This is a genomic window from Flavobacterium phragmitis, from assembly GCF_900112575.1.
GTDB lineage: Bacteria > Bacteroidota > Bacteroidia > Flavobacteriales > Flavobacteriaceae > Flavobacterium > Flavobacterium phragmitis.
Genome location: NZ_FOMH01000003.1, coordinates 352,203 through 370,571 on the forward strand (window position 1 = coordinate 352,203; position 18,369 = coordinate 370,571).

At 34.1% G+C, this 18,369-nt stretch carries 17 protein-coding genes; 15 read left to right on the forward strand and 2 right to left on the reverse strand.

Annotated features, from left to right (window positions below; translation table 11 throughout):
• Positions 1 to 25 precede the first annotated feature (25 nt).
• The 13 genes from BM289_RS07105 to BM289_RS07165 all read left to right on the forward strand — a co-directional run bounded on the left by BM289_RS07105 (position 26) and on the right by BM289_RS07165 (position 13,016).
• Positions 26 to 592, forward strand: coding sequence for an anthranilate synthase component II (locus tag BM289_RS07105; RefSeq protein WP_091492027.1), 567 nt, complete (start codon positions 26 to 28; stop codon positions 590 to 592).
• 110 nt (positions 593 to 702) lie between these two features.
• A complete protein-coding gene (gene trpD, locus BM289_RS07110) occupies positions 703 to 1,695 on the forward strand; it encodes an anthranilate phosphoribosyltransferase (protein ID WP_091492029.1) in 993 nt (330 codons plus the stop codon).
• Positions 1,696 to 1,767: 72 nt separating this feature from the next.
• A complete protein-coding gene (trpC, locus tag BM289_RS07115; RefSeq protein WP_091492030.1) occupies positions 1,768 to 2,547 on the forward strand; it encodes an indole-3-glycerol phosphate synthase TrpC in 780 nt (259 codons plus the stop codon).
• A gap of 165 nt (positions 2,548 to 2,712) precedes the next feature.
• The gene (locus BM289_RS07120; protein WP_091492032.1) at positions 2,713 to 3,345 is read left to right on the forward strand and encodes a phosphoribosylanthranilate isomerase; all 633 of its coding nucleotides are present in this window, start codon (positions 2,713 to 2,715) and stop codon (positions 3,343 to 3,345) included.
• A gap of 11 nt (positions 3,346 to 3,356) precedes the next feature.
• Complete coding sequence (gene trpB / locus BM289_RS07125) at positions 3,357 to 4,538, forward strand: tryptophan synthase subunit beta (protein WP_091492033.1); 1,182 nt, start codon at positions 3,357 to 3,359, stop codon at positions 4,536 to 4,538.
• 71 nt (positions 4,539 to 4,609) lie between these two features.
• On the forward strand, positions 4,610 to 4,930 hold the full coding sequence (locus BM289_RS07130) for a gamma-glutamylcyclotransferase family protein (protein ID WP_091492035.1): 321 nt from the start codon (positions 4,610 to 4,612) through the stop codon (positions 4,928 to 4,930).
• A gap of 6 nt (positions 4,931 to 4,936) precedes the next feature.
• Complete coding sequence (locus BM289_RS07135) at positions 4,937 to 5,674, forward strand: carbon-nitrogen hydrolase family protein (RefSeq protein WP_091492037.1); 738 nt, start codon at positions 4,937 to 4,939, stop codon at positions 5,672 to 5,674.
• Between the two features lie 105 nt (positions 5,675 to 5,779).
• Positions 5,780 to 6,541 (forward strand): tryptophan synthase subunit alpha, encoded by a 762-nt coding sequence (gene trpA, locus BM289_RS07140; RefSeq protein ID WP_091492038.1) that lies wholly within the window; start codon positions 5,780 to 5,782, stop codon positions 6,539 to 6,541.
• 43 nt (positions 6,542 to 6,584) lie between these two features.
• Entirely contained in the window at positions 6,585 to 8,261 is a 1,677-nt protein-coding gene (locus BM289_RS07145; protein ID WP_091492040.1) for a M1 family metallopeptidase, read from the forward strand.
• Positions 8,262 to 8,392: 131 nt separating this feature from the next.
• Positions 8,393 to 9,022: a TetR/AcrR family transcriptional regulator gene (locus BM289_RS07150; RefSeq protein ID WP_091492042.1), complete on the forward strand. Its 630-nt coding sequence runs from the start codon at positions 8,393 to 8,395 to the stop codon at positions 9,020 to 9,022.
• The gene (locus tag BM289_RS07155) at positions 9,012 to 10,331 is read left to right on the forward strand and encodes a TolC family protein (protein WP_091492043.1); all 1,320 of its coding nucleotides are present in this window, start codon (positions 9,012 to 9,014) and stop codon (positions 10,329 to 10,331) included. The genes BM289_RS07150 and BM289_RS07155 overlap by 11 nt, the downstream gene beginning before the upstream one ends.
• A 12-nt stretch (positions 10,332 to 10,343) precedes the next feature.
• Positions 10,344 to 11,423 (forward strand): HlyD family secretion protein, encoded by a 1,080-nt coding sequence (locus BM289_RS07160; RefSeq protein ID WP_091492045.1) that lies wholly within the window; start codon positions 10,344 to 10,346, stop codon positions 11,421 to 11,423.
• Positions 11,424 to 11,426: 3 nt separating this feature from the next.
• Positions 11,427 to 13,016 carry an MDR family MFS transporter gene (locus tag BM289_RS07165; protein WP_091492046.1) on the forward strand — a complete coding sequence of 530 codons (1,590 nt, stop codon included), beginning with the start codon at positions 11,427 to 11,429 and terminating at the stop codon, positions 13,014 to 13,016.
• A gap of 159 nt (positions 13,017 to 13,175) precedes the next feature.
• On the opposite strand, the gene yaaA is transcribed toward BM289_RS07165, so the two are convergent.
• On the reverse strand, positions 13,176 to 13,934 hold the full coding sequence (yaaA, locus tag BM289_RS07170; protein WP_091492048.1) for a peroxide stress protein YaaA: 759 nt from the start codon (positions 13,932 to 13,934) through the stop codon (positions 13,176 to 13,178).
• A 381-nt stretch (positions 13,935 to 14,315) separates the two neighbouring features.
• Here yaaA and BM289_RS07175 point away from each other — a divergent pair, with 381 nt between their 5' ends.
• Together BM289_RS07175 and BM289_RS07185 are read left to right on the forward strand one after the other, a co-directional pair.
• Positions 14,316 to 15,773, forward strand: a complete 1,458-nt coding sequence (locus BM289_RS07175) for a CCA tRNA nucleotidyltransferase (RefSeq protein ID WP_091492049.1) — start codon at positions 14,316 to 14,318, stop codon at positions 15,771 to 15,773.
• A 346-nt stretch (positions 15,774 to 16,119) separates the two neighbouring features.
• Positions 16,120 to 17,145 (forward strand): COX15/CtaA family protein, encoded by a 1,026-nt coding sequence (locus tag BM289_RS07185; protein WP_091492053.1) that lies wholly within the window; start codon positions 16,120 to 16,122, stop codon positions 17,143 to 17,145.
• A 430-nt stretch (positions 17,146 to 17,575) separates the two neighbouring features.
• On the opposite strand, the gene BM289_RS07190 is transcribed toward BM289_RS07185, so the two are convergent.
• On the reverse strand, positions 17,576 to 18,343 hold the full coding sequence (locus BM289_RS07190) for a LytR/AlgR family response regulator transcription factor (RefSeq protein ID WP_091492055.1): 768 nt from the start codon (positions 18,341 to 18,343) through the stop codon (positions 17,576 to 17,578).
• Positions 18,344 to 18,369: the final 26 nt, after the last annotated feature.

Genomic DNA, 18,369 nt, shown 5'->3' on the forward strand with positions numbered 1-18,369 from the left:
TTAGCAACTTAGAAACTTAAAAAAAATGAAAAAGATTTTAGTTATAGACAATTACGATAGTTTCACTTACAACTTAGTACACTATTTAGAAGATTTAAACTGCGAAGTTACCGTTTACAGAAACGATGAATTTGATATTGATGAAATTGCGTCATTCGAAAAAATATTACTTTCTCCAGGGCCAGGAATTCCGGATGAAGCAGGTCTATTAAAAGCAGTAATCGAAAAATACAGTCCGACAAAAAGTATTCTTGGCGTTTGCTTAGGACAACAGGCAATTGGCGAAGTTTTTGGCGGAACACTTTCAAATCTTGATAAAGTATATCACGGCGTTTCGACAAATGTAAAAACGGTGGTAGATGATGAAATTCTGTTTGAAGGCTTAGGAAAAGAATTTGAAGTGGGAAGATACCATTCTTGGGTTGTAGACACCAACCTTCCTGACGAACTTGAAGCTACTTCATTTGATGAAAACGGTCAGGTAATGTCTTTAAGGCATAAAAATTATGATGTTCGAGGCGTTCAATTCCACCCAGAAAGTGTATTAACTCCAAACGGAAAAAAAATGTTAGAGAATTGGGTGAAGAGTTAGTGATCAGTGTTCAGTCCCGAAACTTCGGAATAGTATTCAGTCACAGTTTACAGTTAGAGCAAAAAACTCATTATCTCAGAATCTTAGCAACTTAGAATCTTAAAAAAAAAATGAAAACTATATTAAACAAATTAATCAATCATGAAGTGCTTTCTAAAGGAGAAGCAAAACAAGTATTGATTAATATTTCAAGCGGTCAGTATAATCCAAGTCAGATTTCAGCATTTTTGACCGTCTTTATGATGCGAAGCATTACAATCGATGAACTTTCGGGATTTCGTGAAGCTTTATTGGAATTATGCATTCGTGTCGATTTATCAGCTTATAATACTATCGATTTATGCGGAACGGGTGGTGACGGAAAAGATACTTTCAATATTTCTACTTTAGCCTCATTTATTTCTGCAGGAGCCGGAATTAAAATCGCTAAACACGGAAATTACGGAGTTTCATCTATTTCAGGATCAAGCAACGTGATGGAAAAAATGGGAATTAAATTCAGTAACGATCCTGACTTTTTAGAAAAATGCATCGATCAGGCAGGAGTTTGTGTTTTACACGCTCCCCTATTTCACCCTGCGATGAAAAATGTGGGGCCAATCAGAAAAGAACTGGCTGTAAAAACCTTCTTTAATATGTTGGGACCAATGGTAAATCCATCGTTTCCACAAAATCAATTGGTTGGCGTTTTCAACTTAGAATTGGCGAGAATGTACGCTTATTTATACCAAAATACTGATGTGAATTTCACCATCTTACATTCGCTTGACGGCTATGATGAAATTTCATTAACAGGTCCAACAAAAACCATTTCCAACCACATGGAGGGAATGTTAAATCCGGAAGATTTTGGTGTTCATCTTTTATCGCAAACTGAAATTGAAGGCGGAAAAACCATTGAAGAATCTGCCGAAATTTTTACCAATATCATTTCAGGAAAAGGAACTGAAGCACAAAACAATGTGGTTTGCGCCAATGCCGCAATGGCAATCGCAACAGTAACAAAATGCTCTCCAAAAGAGGGTTTTGAATTAGCAAAAGAAAGTTTATTGTCTGGAAAAGGGCATCAAGCACTTAAAAAATTACAAGAATTAAGTAAATAAAAACAAACACAAATTTCACGAATTAGCACTAACAAATTTGTGCCTTTGTGACTTCGTGGCAAAACAACAACAATGAACATTTTAGATAAAATAATAATAGACAAAAAAAGAGAAGTCATTCTGAAGAAATCAATCATTCCCGTTTCTCAGCTGGAAGCTTCTGTATTTTTTGGAAAACAAACCATTTCTCTTAGTCAGAAATTAAAAGAAAGTAATTCTGGAATTATAGCAGAACACAAACGCCGTTCTCCTTCAAAATCCATTATCAACAATAATTTTACTGTTGAAGAAGTAGTAAAAGGTTATGAAGACGCTGGAGCTTGTGGAATTTCAGTTTTGACTGATGGAAAATATTTCGGAGGATCTCTTGACGATTTACTTCTGGCGAGATCATCAGTAAATATTCCGCTTTTGCGAAAAGAATTTATTGTAGACGAATACCAAATTTTAGAAGCAAAAGCGCACGGAGCCGATTTAATTCTTTTAATAGCAGCAGTTTTAACTCGTGAGGAAATAAAATCTTTATCTGAATTTGCAAAGAAATTAGGCTTGGAAGTTTTATTGGAAGTTCACAATCAGGAAGAACTGGAAAAGTCTATTATGCCAAGTTTGGACATGATTGGTGTAAATAACAGAAATTTAAAAACGTTTGAGGTAAGTTTAGATTTCAGCAAAGAATTGGCATCACAAATACCGAATGATTTTGTTAAAGTTTCTGAAAGCGGTATTTCATCAATCGAAGCCATTCAAGAATTAAAACCTTACGGTTACAAAGGTTTCTTAATTGGAGAAAACTTCATGAAAACCGACAATGCAGGACAAGCCGCAACAGAATTTATTAAACAGCTTTAAATTTAGTTTGCCACGAATTTCACAAATTACACTAATTCAATTCGTGGAGATTAGTGTAATTCGTGGCAAAAAAATAAAAAAACTTAGCGCCTTTGTGTCTTTGCGCCAAAAAGAAAAAAAAACTTAGTGTCTTAGCGCCTTCGTGGCAAAAAAACAAATAAAAAAATGAAACTTAAAATATGCGGTATGAAATATCCTGAAAATATTCTCGAAGTAGGCGCGCTGTTGCCTGACTATATGGGATTTATTTTCTGGGACAAATCCGCGCGATATTTTGACGGAACGATTCCTGAACTTATAAAAACAGTCAAAAAAGTAGGTGTTTTTGTAGATCAAAGTCGGGAGGAAATTCTGGAAAAAATCGCAAAATACAATTTACAAGCCGTTCAGTTACACGGAAATGAATCTGTGGAATTTTTATCAGAACTAAAACAACAATTACCGAAAAAAGTCGAAATTATAAAAGTATTTTCAGCCGATGAAAATTTTGATTTTGAAGTTATAAAACCTTTTGAAGCAGTCAGCGATTATTTTTTGTTTGACACCAAAGGAAAACTTCCAGGAGGCAACGGAACAACTTTCGACTGGACGATATTAAAAAAATACAATTCCAAAAAACCTTTCTTTTTGAGTGGCGGAATCGGAATGAATGAATTAAAAGCTATTGAAGAAATTTCAAAAACCAATTTACCCATCTACGCTGTCGATGTAAACAGTAAATTTGAAATTGAGCCAGGGCTGAAAAACAGAAATTTATTTAGCAATTTCAAACGAAAATTTGATGTTGCCAACTTTTAAAATTTAAAAAAATGAGTTTTAACGTTAACGAAAAAGGATATTACGGAGAATTTGGAGGAGCTTACATTCCAGAAATGTTATATCCAAATGTAGAAGAACTACGCCAGAAATACTTAAGCATTATGGATGAACCTGATTTTAAAGCAGAGTTCAATCAACTGCTTAAAGATTATGTAGGACGCCCTAGCCCATTGTATTTTGCAAAACGTCTGTCTGAAAAATACAATACTAAAGTTTATCTAAAAAGAGAAGATTTAAATCATACTGGAGCGCATAAAGTAAACAATACAATCGGACAGATTTTATTAGCAAAACGTCTGGGCAAAAAAAGAATTATTGCTGAAACCGGAGCTGGTCAGCATGGTGTGGCAACTGCAACAGTTTGTGCTCTTATGGGAATTGAATGTATCGTTTATATGGGCGAAATTGACATTGCACGCCAAGCGCCAAACGTGGCTCGTATGAAAATGCTAGGCGCTGAAGTTCGTCCGGCACTTTCGGGTTCAAGAACTTTAAAAGACGCAACGAACGAAGCCATTCGCGACTGGATCAACAATCCTGTTGATACACATTATATTATTGGATCGGCAATTGGACCGCATCCTTATCCGGATATGGTAACTCGTTTTCAGAGTATTATTTCAGAAGAAATCAAATGGCAGTTAAAAGAAAAAGAAGGACGTGAAAATCCGGATTATGTAGTCGCTTGTATTGGCGGTGGAAGTAACGCTGCAGGAACGTATTACCACTTTTTGCACGAACCAGAAGTTGGAATTATCGCCGTTGAAGCAGCTGGAAAAGGAGTTGATAGCGGTCATAGCGCCGCAACAAGTAAATTAGGAAAAGTTGGTGTAATTCACGGCTGTAAAACACTTTTAATGCAAACTCCGGACGGACAAATTACAGAACCGTATTCTATTTCTGCTGGTTTGGATTATCCTGGTGTTGGGCCTTTGCATGCGCATTTAGCACAAAGCGGACGCGGGGAATTTTTCTCTGTAACCGATGACGATGCAATGAATGCTGGTTTACAATTGACAAAATTAGAAGGAATTATTCCAGCAATTGAAAGTGCCCACGCTTTTGCAGTTTTGGATCAAAAGAAATTCAAACCGGAAGATATTGTAGTAATCAGTCTTTCTGGACGTGGCGATAAAGATTTAGATAATTATATTGATTACTTTAAATTGTAATAAAAATTGTAATTTGGACGTTGGTTTTTTATAATTGCCAACGCTAACAAATAACGAGAAAAATCATAATTATGGAACTATTATTCTCATACGGAACACTTAGATCAAAACAAATTCAGATGCAGATTTTTAATAAAGTTTTAGTTGGAACTCAAGATCAAATATTGGGTTACAAATTAAAAAGTTTACAGATAGAAGAGGAATTTGGAATGGCTGATTATGTTGTTGCAGTACCAAGCGAAAGCCTAGAAGATGTTATACATGGTGCTGTTTTTGAAGTTACGAATAACGAATTATTAAAGGTCGATCAATTTGAATCTAATTCCTACAAAAGAGTTCAGGTCAAACTAAAATCAGGAAGAACGGCTTGGATTTATACGGAAAATAAATAATTAAAAATGATTTTAGCGGTAGCACAAACAAAACCAAAACGCGGCAATATTGCTTCAAATTTATTAGACCATTACAGACTTATTGAATTGGCTGCACAAAATGGAGCACAATTAATTGCTTTTCCTGAAATGTCAATTACTGGATATGAAAGAGAAAATGCTATGGATTTCGCTTTCGCCGAAGACGATTACAGGATCGATCATCTGAAAGATTTGGCTACAGATTATAATATTATCATTGTTGCCGGAGCTCCAATTTTAAAAGAAAATCAATTGTTTATTGGTGAGTTCATTATTGCTCCAAACGATTCGGTTTCGATTTATACGAAGCAGTTTCTACATGAAGGCGAAGATGAATTCTTCCAGTCTTCATTTGATAATAATCCGATGATTACTATTGAAGATCAAAATATTTCATTTGCCATTTGTGCGGATATTGACAATCCAAAACATCCGGAAAATGCTTCAAACAATAAAACTGATATTTATATTGCAAGTATTTTCTTTTCACCAAACGGAATTCCAAATGCGTACAAAGCTTTAAAAAATTATGCTGAAAAGCACAAAATGAATGTCTTAATGTCGAATTTCAGCGGTGAATCCTGGGGTTCTCCTTCAGCTGGGCAAAGTGCTTTCTGGAATAATAAAGGAGAATTAGTTGGACAAATAAATGATTATGACGCCGGATTATTATTGGTTGAAAAACGAAATGATAATTGGGAAACTAAAGTTATTATCAATTAGTCTAAACTCCTTCAAGGTTTCCAAAACCTTGTAGGTATAAATCACTTAAAAACATAAAACACCTACAAGGTTTTGGAAACCTTGAAGGAGAAAAACATACTAAAAATGAATAGAATAACTCAAAAATTACAAGAAGATAAAAAGATACTTTCCATCTATTTTTCTGCAGGATATCCAAACTTAAATGATACAGTGCAGATTATTCAGGATTTAGAAAAAAACGGAGTTGATTTAATCGAAATTGGACTTCCTTTCAGTGATCCTTTGGCAGATGGGCCAACTATTCAGGCTAGTTCTACACAGGCACTTCATAACGGAATGACGACTCAGATTCTTTTCGACCAGCTGAAAAACATCCGCGAAAGCGTAAAAATTCCGTTGATTATTATGGGATATTTTAACCCGATGTTACAATATGGTGTTGAAGCTTTCTGCAAAAAATGTGCTGAAATTGGGATTGACGGATTAATTATTCCTGATCTTCCGGTTGATGTTTACGCCGACGAATACAAAGCGATTTTCGAAAAATATGGTTTGATCAATGTATTTTTGATTACTCCTCAAACTTCAGATGAACGTATTCGTTTTATTGACAGCGTTTCAAACGGATTCATTTATATGGTAAGTTCTGCAAGCGTTACAGGATCACAGTCTGGCTTTGGAAATACTCAGGAAACCTATTTTGAAAGAATTGCTGAAATGAATTTGAAAAACCCACAAATTGTTGGCTTCGGAATTTCGAATAAAGAAACTTTTAATCAAGCTACTAAATATGCTAAAGGTGCTATTATTGGAAGTGCTTTTATTAAATATTTAAGCGAAAGCGGAAGCGGTAAAATTGAAGAGTTTGTTGGAGAGATTCGATAATTAAACGTAAATTACACGGTATTTCAATTTAAGAATCCGTGTTATGCAACAATATTCTCCAGTAAAAGTATTGTCTATACTTTTCTTAAACTTAATGTTTTGTATGGTATATGCACAAGAAAAATCTACTTTGCGTATACCAACAAAACAAGATACTTTAAACGGATCAATCACTCCAGAAAGAATTTGGTGGGACATTCAGCATTACGACCTTACTATAAAACCTGATTACACTACCAAAACAATATCGGGAAAAAATACAATCGAATACAATATTGTCCAAAAAGAACATTCTGATTTAATGCAGATTGATCTTGTCGCTCCTCTTAAAATTGACAGTATTTTTCAGAAAGGAAAAAAGATTACTTATACTCAGAATGAAAATATCTGGTACATAAAACTTCCTAAAAAACTTCTTCCTAAAAATAATAAAATCACGATTTATTATTCGGGGAAACCTACAGAATCAATAAAACCGCCTTGGGATGGAGGCTTGGTCTGGGCGAAAGATTCCTTAAATCGCCCATGGATTTCTGTTGCCTGTCAGTACAAAGGAGCTAGTTTATGGTATCCTTGCAAAAATGCCTTATATGATGAACCCGACAAAGGAGCAAGTATTAGTATTTCTGTACCAGACAGTTTAGTAGCAATTGGAAATGGACGTTTAAAAAGTAAAATTAAAAAACCTGACAATACTTCAACTTATAAATGGGAAGTCAAAAACCCGATTAATCATTATGGCATTACTTTTTATATTGGGAATTATATCAATCTCAACGAAACTTTTAATAGTGAAAAAGGTCCTTTAACCATGGACTTCTGGATTCTCGACTATAATAAAGAAAAAGCTATAACCCACATGATTCCCGAAGTTAAAATTACGATGAAATCTCTCGAACATTGGTATGGTCCCTACCCTTTTCATGAAGACGGCTTTAAAATGGTTGATGCTCCTTACATAGGAATGGAACATCAAAGCGCCATTGCTTATGGCAGTTCTTATAAAAAAGGAACAAACAAAAAAGGAGGCGATATTTCGAATACAGGCTGGGGCAAGAAAACAGATAAAATTATTGTTCATGAAATAGCTCATGAATGGTTTGGCAATAATATCACAGCAAGTGATATTACTGATAGATGGATTCAGGAAGGATTTGCCGGTTTAGGTGAAGAACTGGTTATAGCTGATTTGTGTGGCAGACAGGCTGGAAATGAATTTATGAATGGCCGATTCAGAACGATAGAAAATGACAAACCTGTCATAGGACGATATGGAATAAACGAAGATGGAAGCAACGACAATTATGTAAAAGGCTGGGCTGTTATGCATATGATAGGAGCTATTATAAACGATGATCAAAAATTTCGAGAAATATTGCGTGGTCTAAATCGAAATTACCATAATAAAGTTGTTACAACACAGGAAATTGAAACTTATGTAAGTACAAAATCTGGTATTAATTTTCAGTATCTATTTGATCAATATTTGAGAACAAACAAGATTCCTGTTTTAGAGTATCAATTTAAAAATGGACTACTCAATTACCGTTATTCAAATTGCAACAAAGACTTTGTTATGCCTATAAAAACAAATTGGACAAAAGATATTTGGATACATCCTACCACTTCATGGCAGACACTAAAAATTGAAAATGAGGCTTCGGCAACAGATCTAAAAGTTGATATTAACTTTTATATAACCGTCCAAAAACCTTACTAACTCTGGATAAAATGAATGTAAAGAGTTAAAAACAACTACACCGTTTTATGTTAATATTGTGTTAAAATAAAATTAAACAAGCGTTTAAATTAAACAACTGTTTAATTTTGCATTCGATTAGAAACAATACCATGTCACAGATCGAATTAAACGACAAAAAAATTCAGATTCTTAATGTAGCTGAAAAGCTTTTTTCTGAGAAAGGATTTGAGGGGACATCAATACGAGACATTTCCAAAGAGGCAAAAATCAACATTGCCATGGTTTCGTATTATTTTGGTTCAAAAGAAAGGCTACTGGAAGCTTTGATTTTTCACAAAACTGTTGATTTAAAACTACAACTCGAAAATTTATTACAAGAAAGTATCGAACCTCTTGAAAAAGTCAATAAATTAATCGAAATTTACATTAACAGAATTTGCCTTAACAAAGGGATTTACAGGGTTTTACATTTTGAACTTTACAATAAAAAGAGAGAAAAAAGCCTGCAAGCATTTACTGAACTTAAAAAAGGAAATTTAAAATCAGTTGAAAGCATTATCAAGCAAGGTCAAGCTCAAGGAGTTTTCAGAAAAGATGTTAATATCCAACTGATTACCCCAACTATTATTGGAACCTTTTTTCACTTTCATATGAATCGCTCTTTCTTCGAAGAATTATTTGATTTAAAAACGGAAGAAATGTTTAACAATTACATTAAAAACGATCTTACAAAGCACATTCAACAAACTATAAAAGCGCTACTTGTTTATGAAAATTAGTCAATTAATGCTCTTTGGAGTTTTCTTTATCGGAATATCTTCAGTAGAAGCACAAGAAAAAACAAGTTTAACTTTAGATGAAGCCGTAAAGATGGCTTGGGAAAAGAGTAACGAAGTTACACTTGCCAACACTAAGGTAAACACCAAAAAACACGAGTTAACAGCCGTAAAAAACAATCAGTATCCAGATCTTAAAATTTCTGGTCAATATCAGCGCCTAACAAAAGCTTCGATTGATATGCCTGGTCAGGGCGAAAGTGCTTCTTTAGCTTCTCCAGATCGCGCTATGCTTGGAATGGCAAATTTAAGCTTACCAATTTTTGCAGGTTTTAAAATTCAAAGTAGCATTGATGCTTACGACAGCATGTATGAAGCTGAAACTGCAAATGCTGCAAAAACGAAAGAAGATGTTGCTTTAAAAGTAATTACTTATTACACTGCTTTATACAAAGCACAAAAAACTTTAGATGTTTTAAACGAAAATCAAAAAAGCGCTAAACAACGTGTTACTGATTTCACTGAATTAGAGAAAAACGGAATTATTCCGAGAAATGATTTATTGAAAGCACAATTGTTAGTTTCAAAAACTCAATTATCTATTGATGAAGCAACTAACAACTTAAACAACATCAATTTCTACCTGACAACTTTATTGAAAATGGCTCCTGAAACAAAACTTCAGGTAAATGAAGATGATTTCTTTAATTTAAAAACAAATAATGCTCCAACTACTGATGCATTAGCATTGGAAAGCAGAAAAGATTTAGAAGCCATTCGTTTGCAATCTAAAGCTTCGGAGGCAAATATTAAGATTGCAAAAGCAGGTTACTACCCAACACTTTCATTGCTTGGAGGTTATACAGCTTTAGATCTTAAAGATATTATTACAGTAAAATATGCAATGAATTTTGGTTTAGGTTTATCGTATGATTTATCTGGAATCTTAAAAAACAGTGCACACGTTAAAGAAGCTGAAAGCAGAGCTTTAGAAGTTAAAAACACTGAAGCTATCATGACAGACCGTATTAAAGTTGAAGTTCAGAAATCTCTTGAAGATTATGACCTAGCAATCAACCAAAGTGTGGTTTATGAAGAAGCCCTTCAGCAGGCAGCAGAGAACTACAGATTAGTAAAAGATAAATTCGACAATGGTTTGGCAGACACCAATGACTTGGTTGAAGCTGATGTTGAACAATTAAGTGCAAAAATTAACACTGCTGTAGCCAAAGCAAATATTATTCAAAAATACTACGAATTACTTTCAGTATCAGGACAATTATCACAATCATTCAATCTTTCAAAAATATAATCGATAACTCTCATGGAAAAGAAAAAGACAAATAAAAAATTCATTATCATACTAGCCGTTTTGGTTTTAGTGGGAGGAACATACGGAATCTCTAAATATTTACACGCACAAGCTCACGAAGAAACTGATGACGCTCAGATTGAAAAAAGAATGAATCCGATTATCCCAAGAGTTTCGGGATATATCAGCAAAGTGTATGTGAAAGATAATGATTATGTAAAAAAAGGAGATACTTTATTTACTATCGACAAGAGAGATTATCAATTAAAGATTGATGAAGCTAACGCTGCTTTATTGGGAGCTGAAGGACAATTTGAAGCTGCAAAAGCAGATATCGGAAGTGCTTATGCAAGCATCTCTGTTTCTGATGCTCAAATGAGATCTGCAAGTGGTTCTATCGAAAGTGCAAAGATTAGATTGAGACAGCTTACAAACGATTATAACCGTTACAATAACTTGTACAAAACGCATACGATTACAAAACAGCAATACGAGCAAGCTTTAACTGCAAAAGAAGAGGCTGAAAACCAAGTACGAGTTTTAGAACAGCAGCAAAAAGCGACTTCTTACCAAAAATCGGTTATCCAGTCAAAATCTAAAGTTTCTGACAAACAAACCGAGGTTGCTGCAGCAAACATCAAAAAAGCAAAAACAATGTTAGATGTTGCGCACTTAAACCTTTCTTATACTGTTGTTACTGCTGCAATTGATGGTCAAGTTTCTAAAGTAGATATTCAGCCAGGACAATTGGTACAGCCAGGACAATCTTTATTTTATATCATCAATAACAATGAGGCTTGGGTTGTAGCTAACTTTAAAGAAACTCAATTGAACAAAATGGTTGTGGGACAAAAAGTAAGTTTAAAAGTAGATGCATATCCAAACTATGAGTTTAAAGGAACTGTATCTTCTTTCTCTCCTGCAACAGGGTCTCGTTTTTCATTGTTACCTCCTGATAACGCAACAGGAAACTTCGTAAAAACAATTCAGAGATTACCAGTAAAAATCACGATTGACGAATCTAACGATCCTGAAAAAGTAAAACTTTTAAGACCAGGAATGAACGTTGACGTTGATGTACATTTAAAATAAAACATGGCAGGAGCAGTACAAGCAGACGACGATTTAGTAGAATACGGTTTCAGACGTGTTGTCATTACGATTACAGCAGTACTTTGTGCACTGTTGGAAATCGTGGATACTACGATTGTAAACGTAGCGCTGACAGACATGCGCGGAAGTCTTGGTGCTACCTTGACCGATGTGGCATGGGTAATTACAGCATACGCAATTGCGAATGTTATTGTAATTCCGATGACGAGCTGGCTATCACAGCAATTTGGAAGACGTAACTATTTTGTGGCTTCCATTATAATATTTACAGTCTGTTCCTTTTTGTGTGGTAATGCCACCAATATTTGGGAACTTGTTGCCTTCCGATTCGTACAAGGTATGGGTGGTGGAGCGCTGCTGGTAACAGCCCAAACGATTATTACAGAAAGTTATCCCGTAGCAAAACGTGGAATGGCACAGGCTATTTACGGAATGGGAGTAATTGTTGGTCCAACTCTTGGTCCGCCATTAGGAGGATATTTAGTAGATAATTATTCTTGGCCGTATATTTTCTACATCAATATTCCGTTAGGGATTATTGCTACAATTTTGGCAATTACTTTTGTTAGAAGTCCGAAATATGGTGAAAAATTAAAAGCCAATCAGGTTGACTGGTGGGGAATTATTTTGTTGAGTACTTTTATTGGTTCTTTACAATTCGTACTGGAACACGGACAACAAGATGACTGGTTTAATGATTCACTTATTGTAACCTTAAGTGTTGTTACAGTCTTAGGATTGGTTCTTTTTATTTGGAGAGAGCTTACATACAAATATCCAATTGTAAACTTAAGTGTTTTAAAAGATGGAAACTTAAGAATTGGAACTGTAATGTGTTTCATCTTAGGTTTTGGATTATACGGTTCAACTTTAATTATCCCAATCTATACACAGTCGATTTTAGGATGGACAGCAACTGATGCTGGTTTATTATTAATTCCAGGATCTATTACAACAGCGGTTATGATGCCGTTTGTGGGTAATATGATTCAGAAAGGTGTTCCACAGGGCTATATGGTTGGAGTTGGATTTTTGATTTTCTTCTTCTTCACCTTCATGATGTACAGCCGTATGACACCAGATACTGGAGTTGAACATATGTACTGGCCTTTAATTTTAAGAGGGATTGGATTAGGATTACTTTTCGTTCCCATTACCACACTTTCGCTTTCGACTTTAAAAGGAAAACAAATTGGTGAAGGAGCGGCATTTACTGGAATGATGCGTCAGTTAGGTGGATCTTTTGGTATTGCGATTATTACCACATTCATTACCCGTTTCAGCCAGTCGCACCGAGTAGATTTGATTAATAATCTTGACCCAGCCAAATTTGAAGTACAACAGCGAATTGCAGGAATGCAACATGCGTTTATGGCAAAAGGATACAGCGCTGATGTGGCACTGAAAAAAGCGTATCAAGCTATCGAAATGTCAGTCATGAAACAAAGTACTGTAATGGCTTATATGGATATTTTCCTTTACTTAGGAATTATGTTTTTATGTTGCATACCGATTATTCTCTTCATTAAAAAAGGGAAGAACAAAATTAGTGCAGCCGACGCAATGCATTAATAATAATAAGTTTATAATACGCAGAAACGCCGAATTCATTATTTAGAATTCGGCGTTTATTTTTTAGTCACAGTTTTCAGTGACAGTTTTCAGTTTATAAGCTTTATGCTAAAAAACTTAGTCCCTTAGTATCTTAGAACCTCAGCATCTTTAAAAAACCTATCTTGTAAAAACCAAGTGATTTCCTTTTGAAAGATTAGCATCAAAACGGTATCCTTCGTAATTAAAACCTTTTAAATCGTCAATAGTTTCAGCATTAGTATCGATGATATAACGAACCATCATTCCTCTCGCCTTTTTAGCAAAGAAGCTGATCATTTTTAGTTTTCCATCTTTGTAATCTTTAAAATCTGGAGTAATTACAGGAACTTTTAAAGCTTTTACATCAACAGCAGAGAAATATTCATTACTCGCTAAATTCACGAATAGTTCATCTTTTTTCAATTCTTTGTTTAAAGCTTTAGTTACAACAGGTTTCCAAAACTCGTGAAGGTTTTTATATTCGCCGACTGGCATTTTAGTTCCCATTTCTAAACGATAAGCCTGCATTAAATCTAAAGGTTTTAAAAGACCATAAAGTCCAGATAAAATTCTCAATTTATCTTGTAAAACATCTAATTTCTCTAGCGGAATCGTATAAGCATCCAAACCTGTATAAACGTCACCATCAAAAGTATAAACTGCCGGGCGAGCATTTTCAGCTGTAAAAGGCGTTTTCCATTCTTGGTTTCGTTTCCAGTTTAAATCGGCTAGTTTATCTGATATTGACATAAGTTCTGATAATTCAGCTGGCTTTTTTGTCTTTACAACTTTATGAACCACTCTGGCTTCTTTTAAGAATGAAGGTTCAGTATATTGAGATGTTGGTAATTCTTTTTCGAAATTCAATGATTTCGCTGGAGATATAACAATTTTCATGTGTGCTTTTTTCTATGATTCAAAAATACAAATTGAATTTCTAAAAATTGATTATCGAAATTGATTTGTTTTATGAGGGTATAGTTTTTTTCGCCACGAATTCACGAATTACACTAATTATTTCTACAAAGATTTTTTGCCACTCCCGATAGCTATCGGGATAAACAGATTTCCACAGATTTTTTAATCATTTTAATCCTAATAATCTGTGGCAGAAAAAATAAATTCGTGAAAATTCGTGAAATTCGTGGCCACCCTTTCTCAATTCATAAAAATCAATGCAACAAAATGTGAAATTGTTCAAAAAAGTGGGCTGTAGATTATAATAGGCATTTTCTATGTTGTAAATTTGCATGCATTTTATTTCTACTTAAATTTAAAATGCACTTTTATTCAAAAATTGAATTCGTGGCGATACAAACAAACTATAAAACTGCTTTACAAAACAAAATCTTCGATATTATTTCGAAAGCTTCTCAGGAATTAAAAGTTGACTCTTATGTGATAGGAGGATTTGTTCGTGATTTGCTTTTAAATCGAGGTTCAAAAAAAGATATCGACGTTGTGGCAGTTGGAAGCGGCATTGAATTGGCTCTTAAAGTTTCCGATTTACTTCCGAACAAACCAAAAGTTCAGGTTTTTAAAACGTACGGAACTGCTATGCTTCGTTTTGAAGATACCGATATTGAATTTGTGGGTGCAAGAAAAGAGTCTTACAATCGTGACAGCCGAAATCCAATTGTGGAAAACGGAACTTTGCAAGACGATCAAAATCGTCGTGATTTTACGATCAATGCGTTGGCTTTATCATTGAATTCAACTAATTTCGGAGATCTTTTAGATCCGTTTGATGGATTGACCGATTTAGAAAATAAAACAATAAAAACGCCTTTGGATCCAGATATTACCTATTCTGATGATCCTTTGCGAATGCTTCGTGCCATTCGTTTTGCAACACAATTGAATTTCGAAATTGAAGAAAATTCATTAAATGCCATCACAAAAAATGCAGATCGCATTAAAATCATTTCTGGCGAAAGAATTGTGGATGAACTAAATAAAATTCTTTTGACTGACAAACCTTCAACTGGTTTTTTACTTTTATACAAAACCGGGCTTTTAGATTTGATTTTACCTGAATTAACTGCTTTAAATCAGGTTGAAGAAATCGAAGGTCATACCCATAAAAACAATTTTTACCATACACTAGAAGTTGTAGATAACATTTGTCCAAATACGGATGACGTATGGTTGCGCTGGTCTGCATTATTGCACGATATTGGAAAAGCACCAACCAAACGTTTCAATAAAAAACAAGGCTGGACTTTTCACGGACATGAATTTTTAGGCGGAAAAATGGCGAAGAAAATCTTTGAACGTTTGCACATGCCCTTAAATCACAAAATGAAATTTGTGCAGAAAATGGTTATCATGAGTTCACGCCCGATTGTTTTGGCGCAAGATATTGTGACTGACAGTGCGGTTCGTCGTTTAGTTTTTGATGCTGGCGAAGATGTAGAAAATTTAATGACTTTATGTGAGGCCGACATTACAACCAAAAATCCTTCGAAATTCAAAAAATATCATAAGAATTTCGAAGTTGTCCGCAAGAAAATTGTAGAAGTTGAAGAACGTGATCATGTACGTAATTTCCAACCGCCAATTACGGGAGAAGAAATTATGGAAATATTTGATTTGAAACCTTCAAGAGAAATTGGTGTTTTAAAAGAAGCGGTTAAAGAAGCTATTTTAGAAGGCATTATTCCAAATGAATATCAGGCAGCTTATGATTTTGTGATTAAAAGAGCCGAGAAATTAAACTTAAAACCTAAAAAATAAAAGACATGCTTGGTTTTCTTATTCTAATCATGCTTTTCGCAATGCTAACAATTCCCAATCTTCTTTTTATCAAAAAACTGAAGGTTATTAATAAGAATACAACAAAACATAAATTGATGTTTTTATTCATCAATATTATTGCAATAGCATTTATAACGTTTTTCTATATAAAATTTCAAAATATTATTCTAAAAAAGTACTTCGAAATTGATGAAAACACAAATGGAGGTGTTATAATAACATTGCTGGCAATAATCTTACTGAATAGTCTTCTAAATATATTTATTATAAAAATCTACATAAAAAAAATTAGCAAATCAAACGAAATCGAATTAATCGGAAAAGAATGAAAAAAGAGAATAAATCAGTAATCATTTGGTTACTATCGGGTTGTGTTTTATTATTTTTAATGGTTGTTGTGGGCGGAATTACCCGCTTAACCAATTCGGGTTTATCGATGACCGACTGGCATTTGGTAACCGACACATTTCCGCCAATGACAGAAGCCAAATGGCAGGCCGCTTTTGACGAATATAAAAAGTTTCCTGAATACCAAAAAATTAATATTCACAACGATTTCCAATTAGCAGATTATAAATTCATCTATTTCTGGGAATGGTTTCACCGATTCATCGGTCGCATTATCGGATTGGTTTTCTTTGTTCCTTTTGTTTACTTTTTAGCCAAAAAGAAATTAGACACTCCAACTATAAAAAAGTGTATTGTTCTTTTAGCAATGGGAGGTTTCCAAGGATTTCTAGGATGGTTTATGGTTCGCAGCGGACTGATTGACAATCCAGACGTAAGCCACTTCAGACTTTCATTACACTTAACTTTTGCTTTTATCACTTTTGCTTATACACTTTGGGTGGCACTTGATTTAATTTATCCTGAAAGAAATATCAATAAAATTTTACCGCTTCGCACCATTGCACGTTATGCTTTAGTAGCTTTATTAATTCAGATTATTTATGGTGGATTTGTGGCAGGGTTAAATGCAGGATTAATTCACAATCACTGGCCGTTAATGAGTGACGGAGAATTTATCCACGAATCGGTTTTTATTGAGCAGTCTTCTTTGGTAAAGAATTTAATTGAAGGAAAAAGCGGGGTTCAGTTTGTACACAGAACTTTTGCTTATGTTGTGGTAGCCGCAATTCTGTTTCTATTCTTTAAAAGTAAAAAATATACTCTTACCAGAACACAATCAAACGGAATCAATACTTTAGTAGTTTTTGTTTTTATTCAATTTTTACTTGGAGTATTTACTTTATTATACAGCGTTCCTTTAGCATTAGGATTAATTCACCAGATTATGGCGTTTTTCCTTTTGAGTGCAATGACGTTTACGTTACATAGATTAAGTAAATAACGTTATGAACGATACCTAAAAAGAGCTGAAATTTTCAGCTCTTTTTTTTGTTGTTTATGAATATTAAACTAATTATATGATTCGAACCTACGGCTCTCTATTGCGAACGCATTATTTTTTTAACTGGATTTAAAAATCCAGCCCTACAAAATGTATCGAGCCAATGGCTCTTAAACAACAAAAAGTCATTGAGAAAAAATAAAAATTCCGTAGGAATGAAAATATATTGTAGCGACTGGATTAAAATTCAACCTTACAAAATGTATCGAGCCAATGGTTCTTCTTAAACAACGAAAAGTTATTGAGAAAAATTAAAAATTCCGTAGGAATGAAAAAGATACTGTAGCAACTGATTTTAATCCGTTGGCATAATAAATCCGTCCTAAATAAAGTTCCGTAAGAACGACACATCTTGCAATCCATTAAAAAACTATCCCAGCCAAGCTTTAAAATCCTGCACTTTCTCACGGCTCACGATTACCTCATCGTCTTTATAACTTGGTAAAATCACTTTTAAACGTGAATTCGTATAAACCTGAATTTCTTTGATTGCTTTTAATGGCACAATAAATTTTCTGCTTACGCGAAAGAAATCCTTTTTGTCTAGTTCCTGTTCCAGAATTTCCAAAGTCGAATCGATCAAATAATCACGATTGTCATAAGTATGGATATAAGTTCCTTTATTTTCGCTAAAGAAACATTCGATTTCTTCTGTAGTAATAACTTTTAAATGCTGTCCAATTTTAACCGTAAATCTTTTTTTATACGTTTTCTCAAAAGGATTGGAAAGCATTTGGCGAATCTGCTCAAAGTCTAATTGCAGGTTTGAAGTTTCTGCCTCAGCTTTCGGCATTCGGGTTTTGAATTTTGAAACTGCTGTTTCCAGATCATCTTCATCAATTGGTTTTAAAAGATAATCAATACTGTTTAATTTGAAGGCCTTTAAGGCATATTCATCATAAGCAGTGGTAAAAATGATAGCACTTTTTATATCAATCTTTTCAAAAATTTCGAACGATAAACCATCTGACAATTGGATATCCAAAAAAATTAAATCGGGATGTGGATTGTTTTCAAACCATTCGATAGATTCTTCAACCGAATGAAGCATCGTTTCTACTTTTACATCTAACTTTTCAAGTTTTCTTTGCAGCAATCTTGCCGCTGGTTTTTCGTCTTCTATAATTAATGTGATCATTTACTATAATGCTAAAATTTGAAAAA

Coding starts and splice junctions, on each gene's coding strand:
- yaaA (WP_091492048.1), bottom strand. CDS start 13,934: ATGAAAATTGTTATATCTCCAGCGAAATCATTGAATTTCGAAAAAGAA.
- BM289_RS07135 (WP_091492037.1), top strand. CDS start 4,937: ATGATTTTAGCGGTAGCACAAACAAAACCAAAACGCGGCAATATTGCT.
- BM289_RS07150 (WP_091492042.1), top strand. CDS start 8,393: ATGTCACAGATCGAATTAAACGACAAAAAAATTCAGATTCTTAATGTA.
- BM289_RS07190 (WP_091492055.1), bottom strand. CDS start 18,343: ATGATCACATTAATTATAGAAGACGAAAAACCAGCGGCAAGATTGCTG.
- BM289_RS07120 (WP_091492032.1), top strand. CDS start 2,713: ATGAAACTTAAAATATGCGGTATGAAATATCCTGAAAATATTCTCGAA.
- trpD (WP_091492029.1), top strand. CDS start 703: ATGAAAACTATATTAAACAAATTAATCAATCATGAAGTGCTTTCTAAA.
- BM289_RS07155 (WP_091492043.1), top strand. CDS start 9,012: ATGAAAATTAGTCAATTAATGCTCTTTGGAGTTTTCTTTATCGGAATA.
- trpA (WP_091492038.1), top strand. CDS start 5,780: ATGAATAGAATAACTCAAAAATTACAAGAAGATAAAAAGATACTTTCC.
- BM289_RS07105 (WP_091492027.1), top strand. CDS start 26: ATGAAAAAGATTTTAGTTATAGACAATTACGATAGTTTCACTTACAAC.
- BM289_RS07130 (WP_091492035.1), top strand. CDS start 4,610: ATGGAACTATTATTCTCATACGGAACACTTAGATCAAAACAAATTCAG.
- BM289_RS07165 (WP_091492046.1), top strand. CDS start 11,427: ATGGCAGGAGCAGTACAAGCAGACGACGATTTAGTAGAATACGGTTTC.
- BM289_RS07175 (WP_091492049.1), top strand. CDS start 14,316: ATGCACTTTTATTCAAAAATTGAATTCGTGGCGATACAAACAAACTAT.
- trpC (WP_091492030.1), top strand. CDS start 1,768: ATGAACATTTTAGATAAAATAATAATAGACAAAAAAAGAGAAGTCATT.
- BM289_RS07145 (WP_091492040.1), top strand. CDS start 6,585: ATGCAACAATATTCTCCAGTAAAAGTATTGTCTATACTTTTCTTAAAC.
- trpB (WP_091492033.1), top strand. CDS start 3,357: ATGAGTTTTAACGTTAACGAAAAAGGATATTACGGAGAATTTGGAGGA.
- BM289_RS07185 (WP_091492053.1), top strand. CDS start 16,120: ATGAAAAAAGAGAATAAATCAGTAATCATTTGGTTACTATCGGGTTGT.
- BM289_RS07160 (WP_091492045.1), top strand. CDS start 10,344: ATGGAAAAGAAAAAGACAAATAAAAAATTCATTATCATACTAGCCGTT.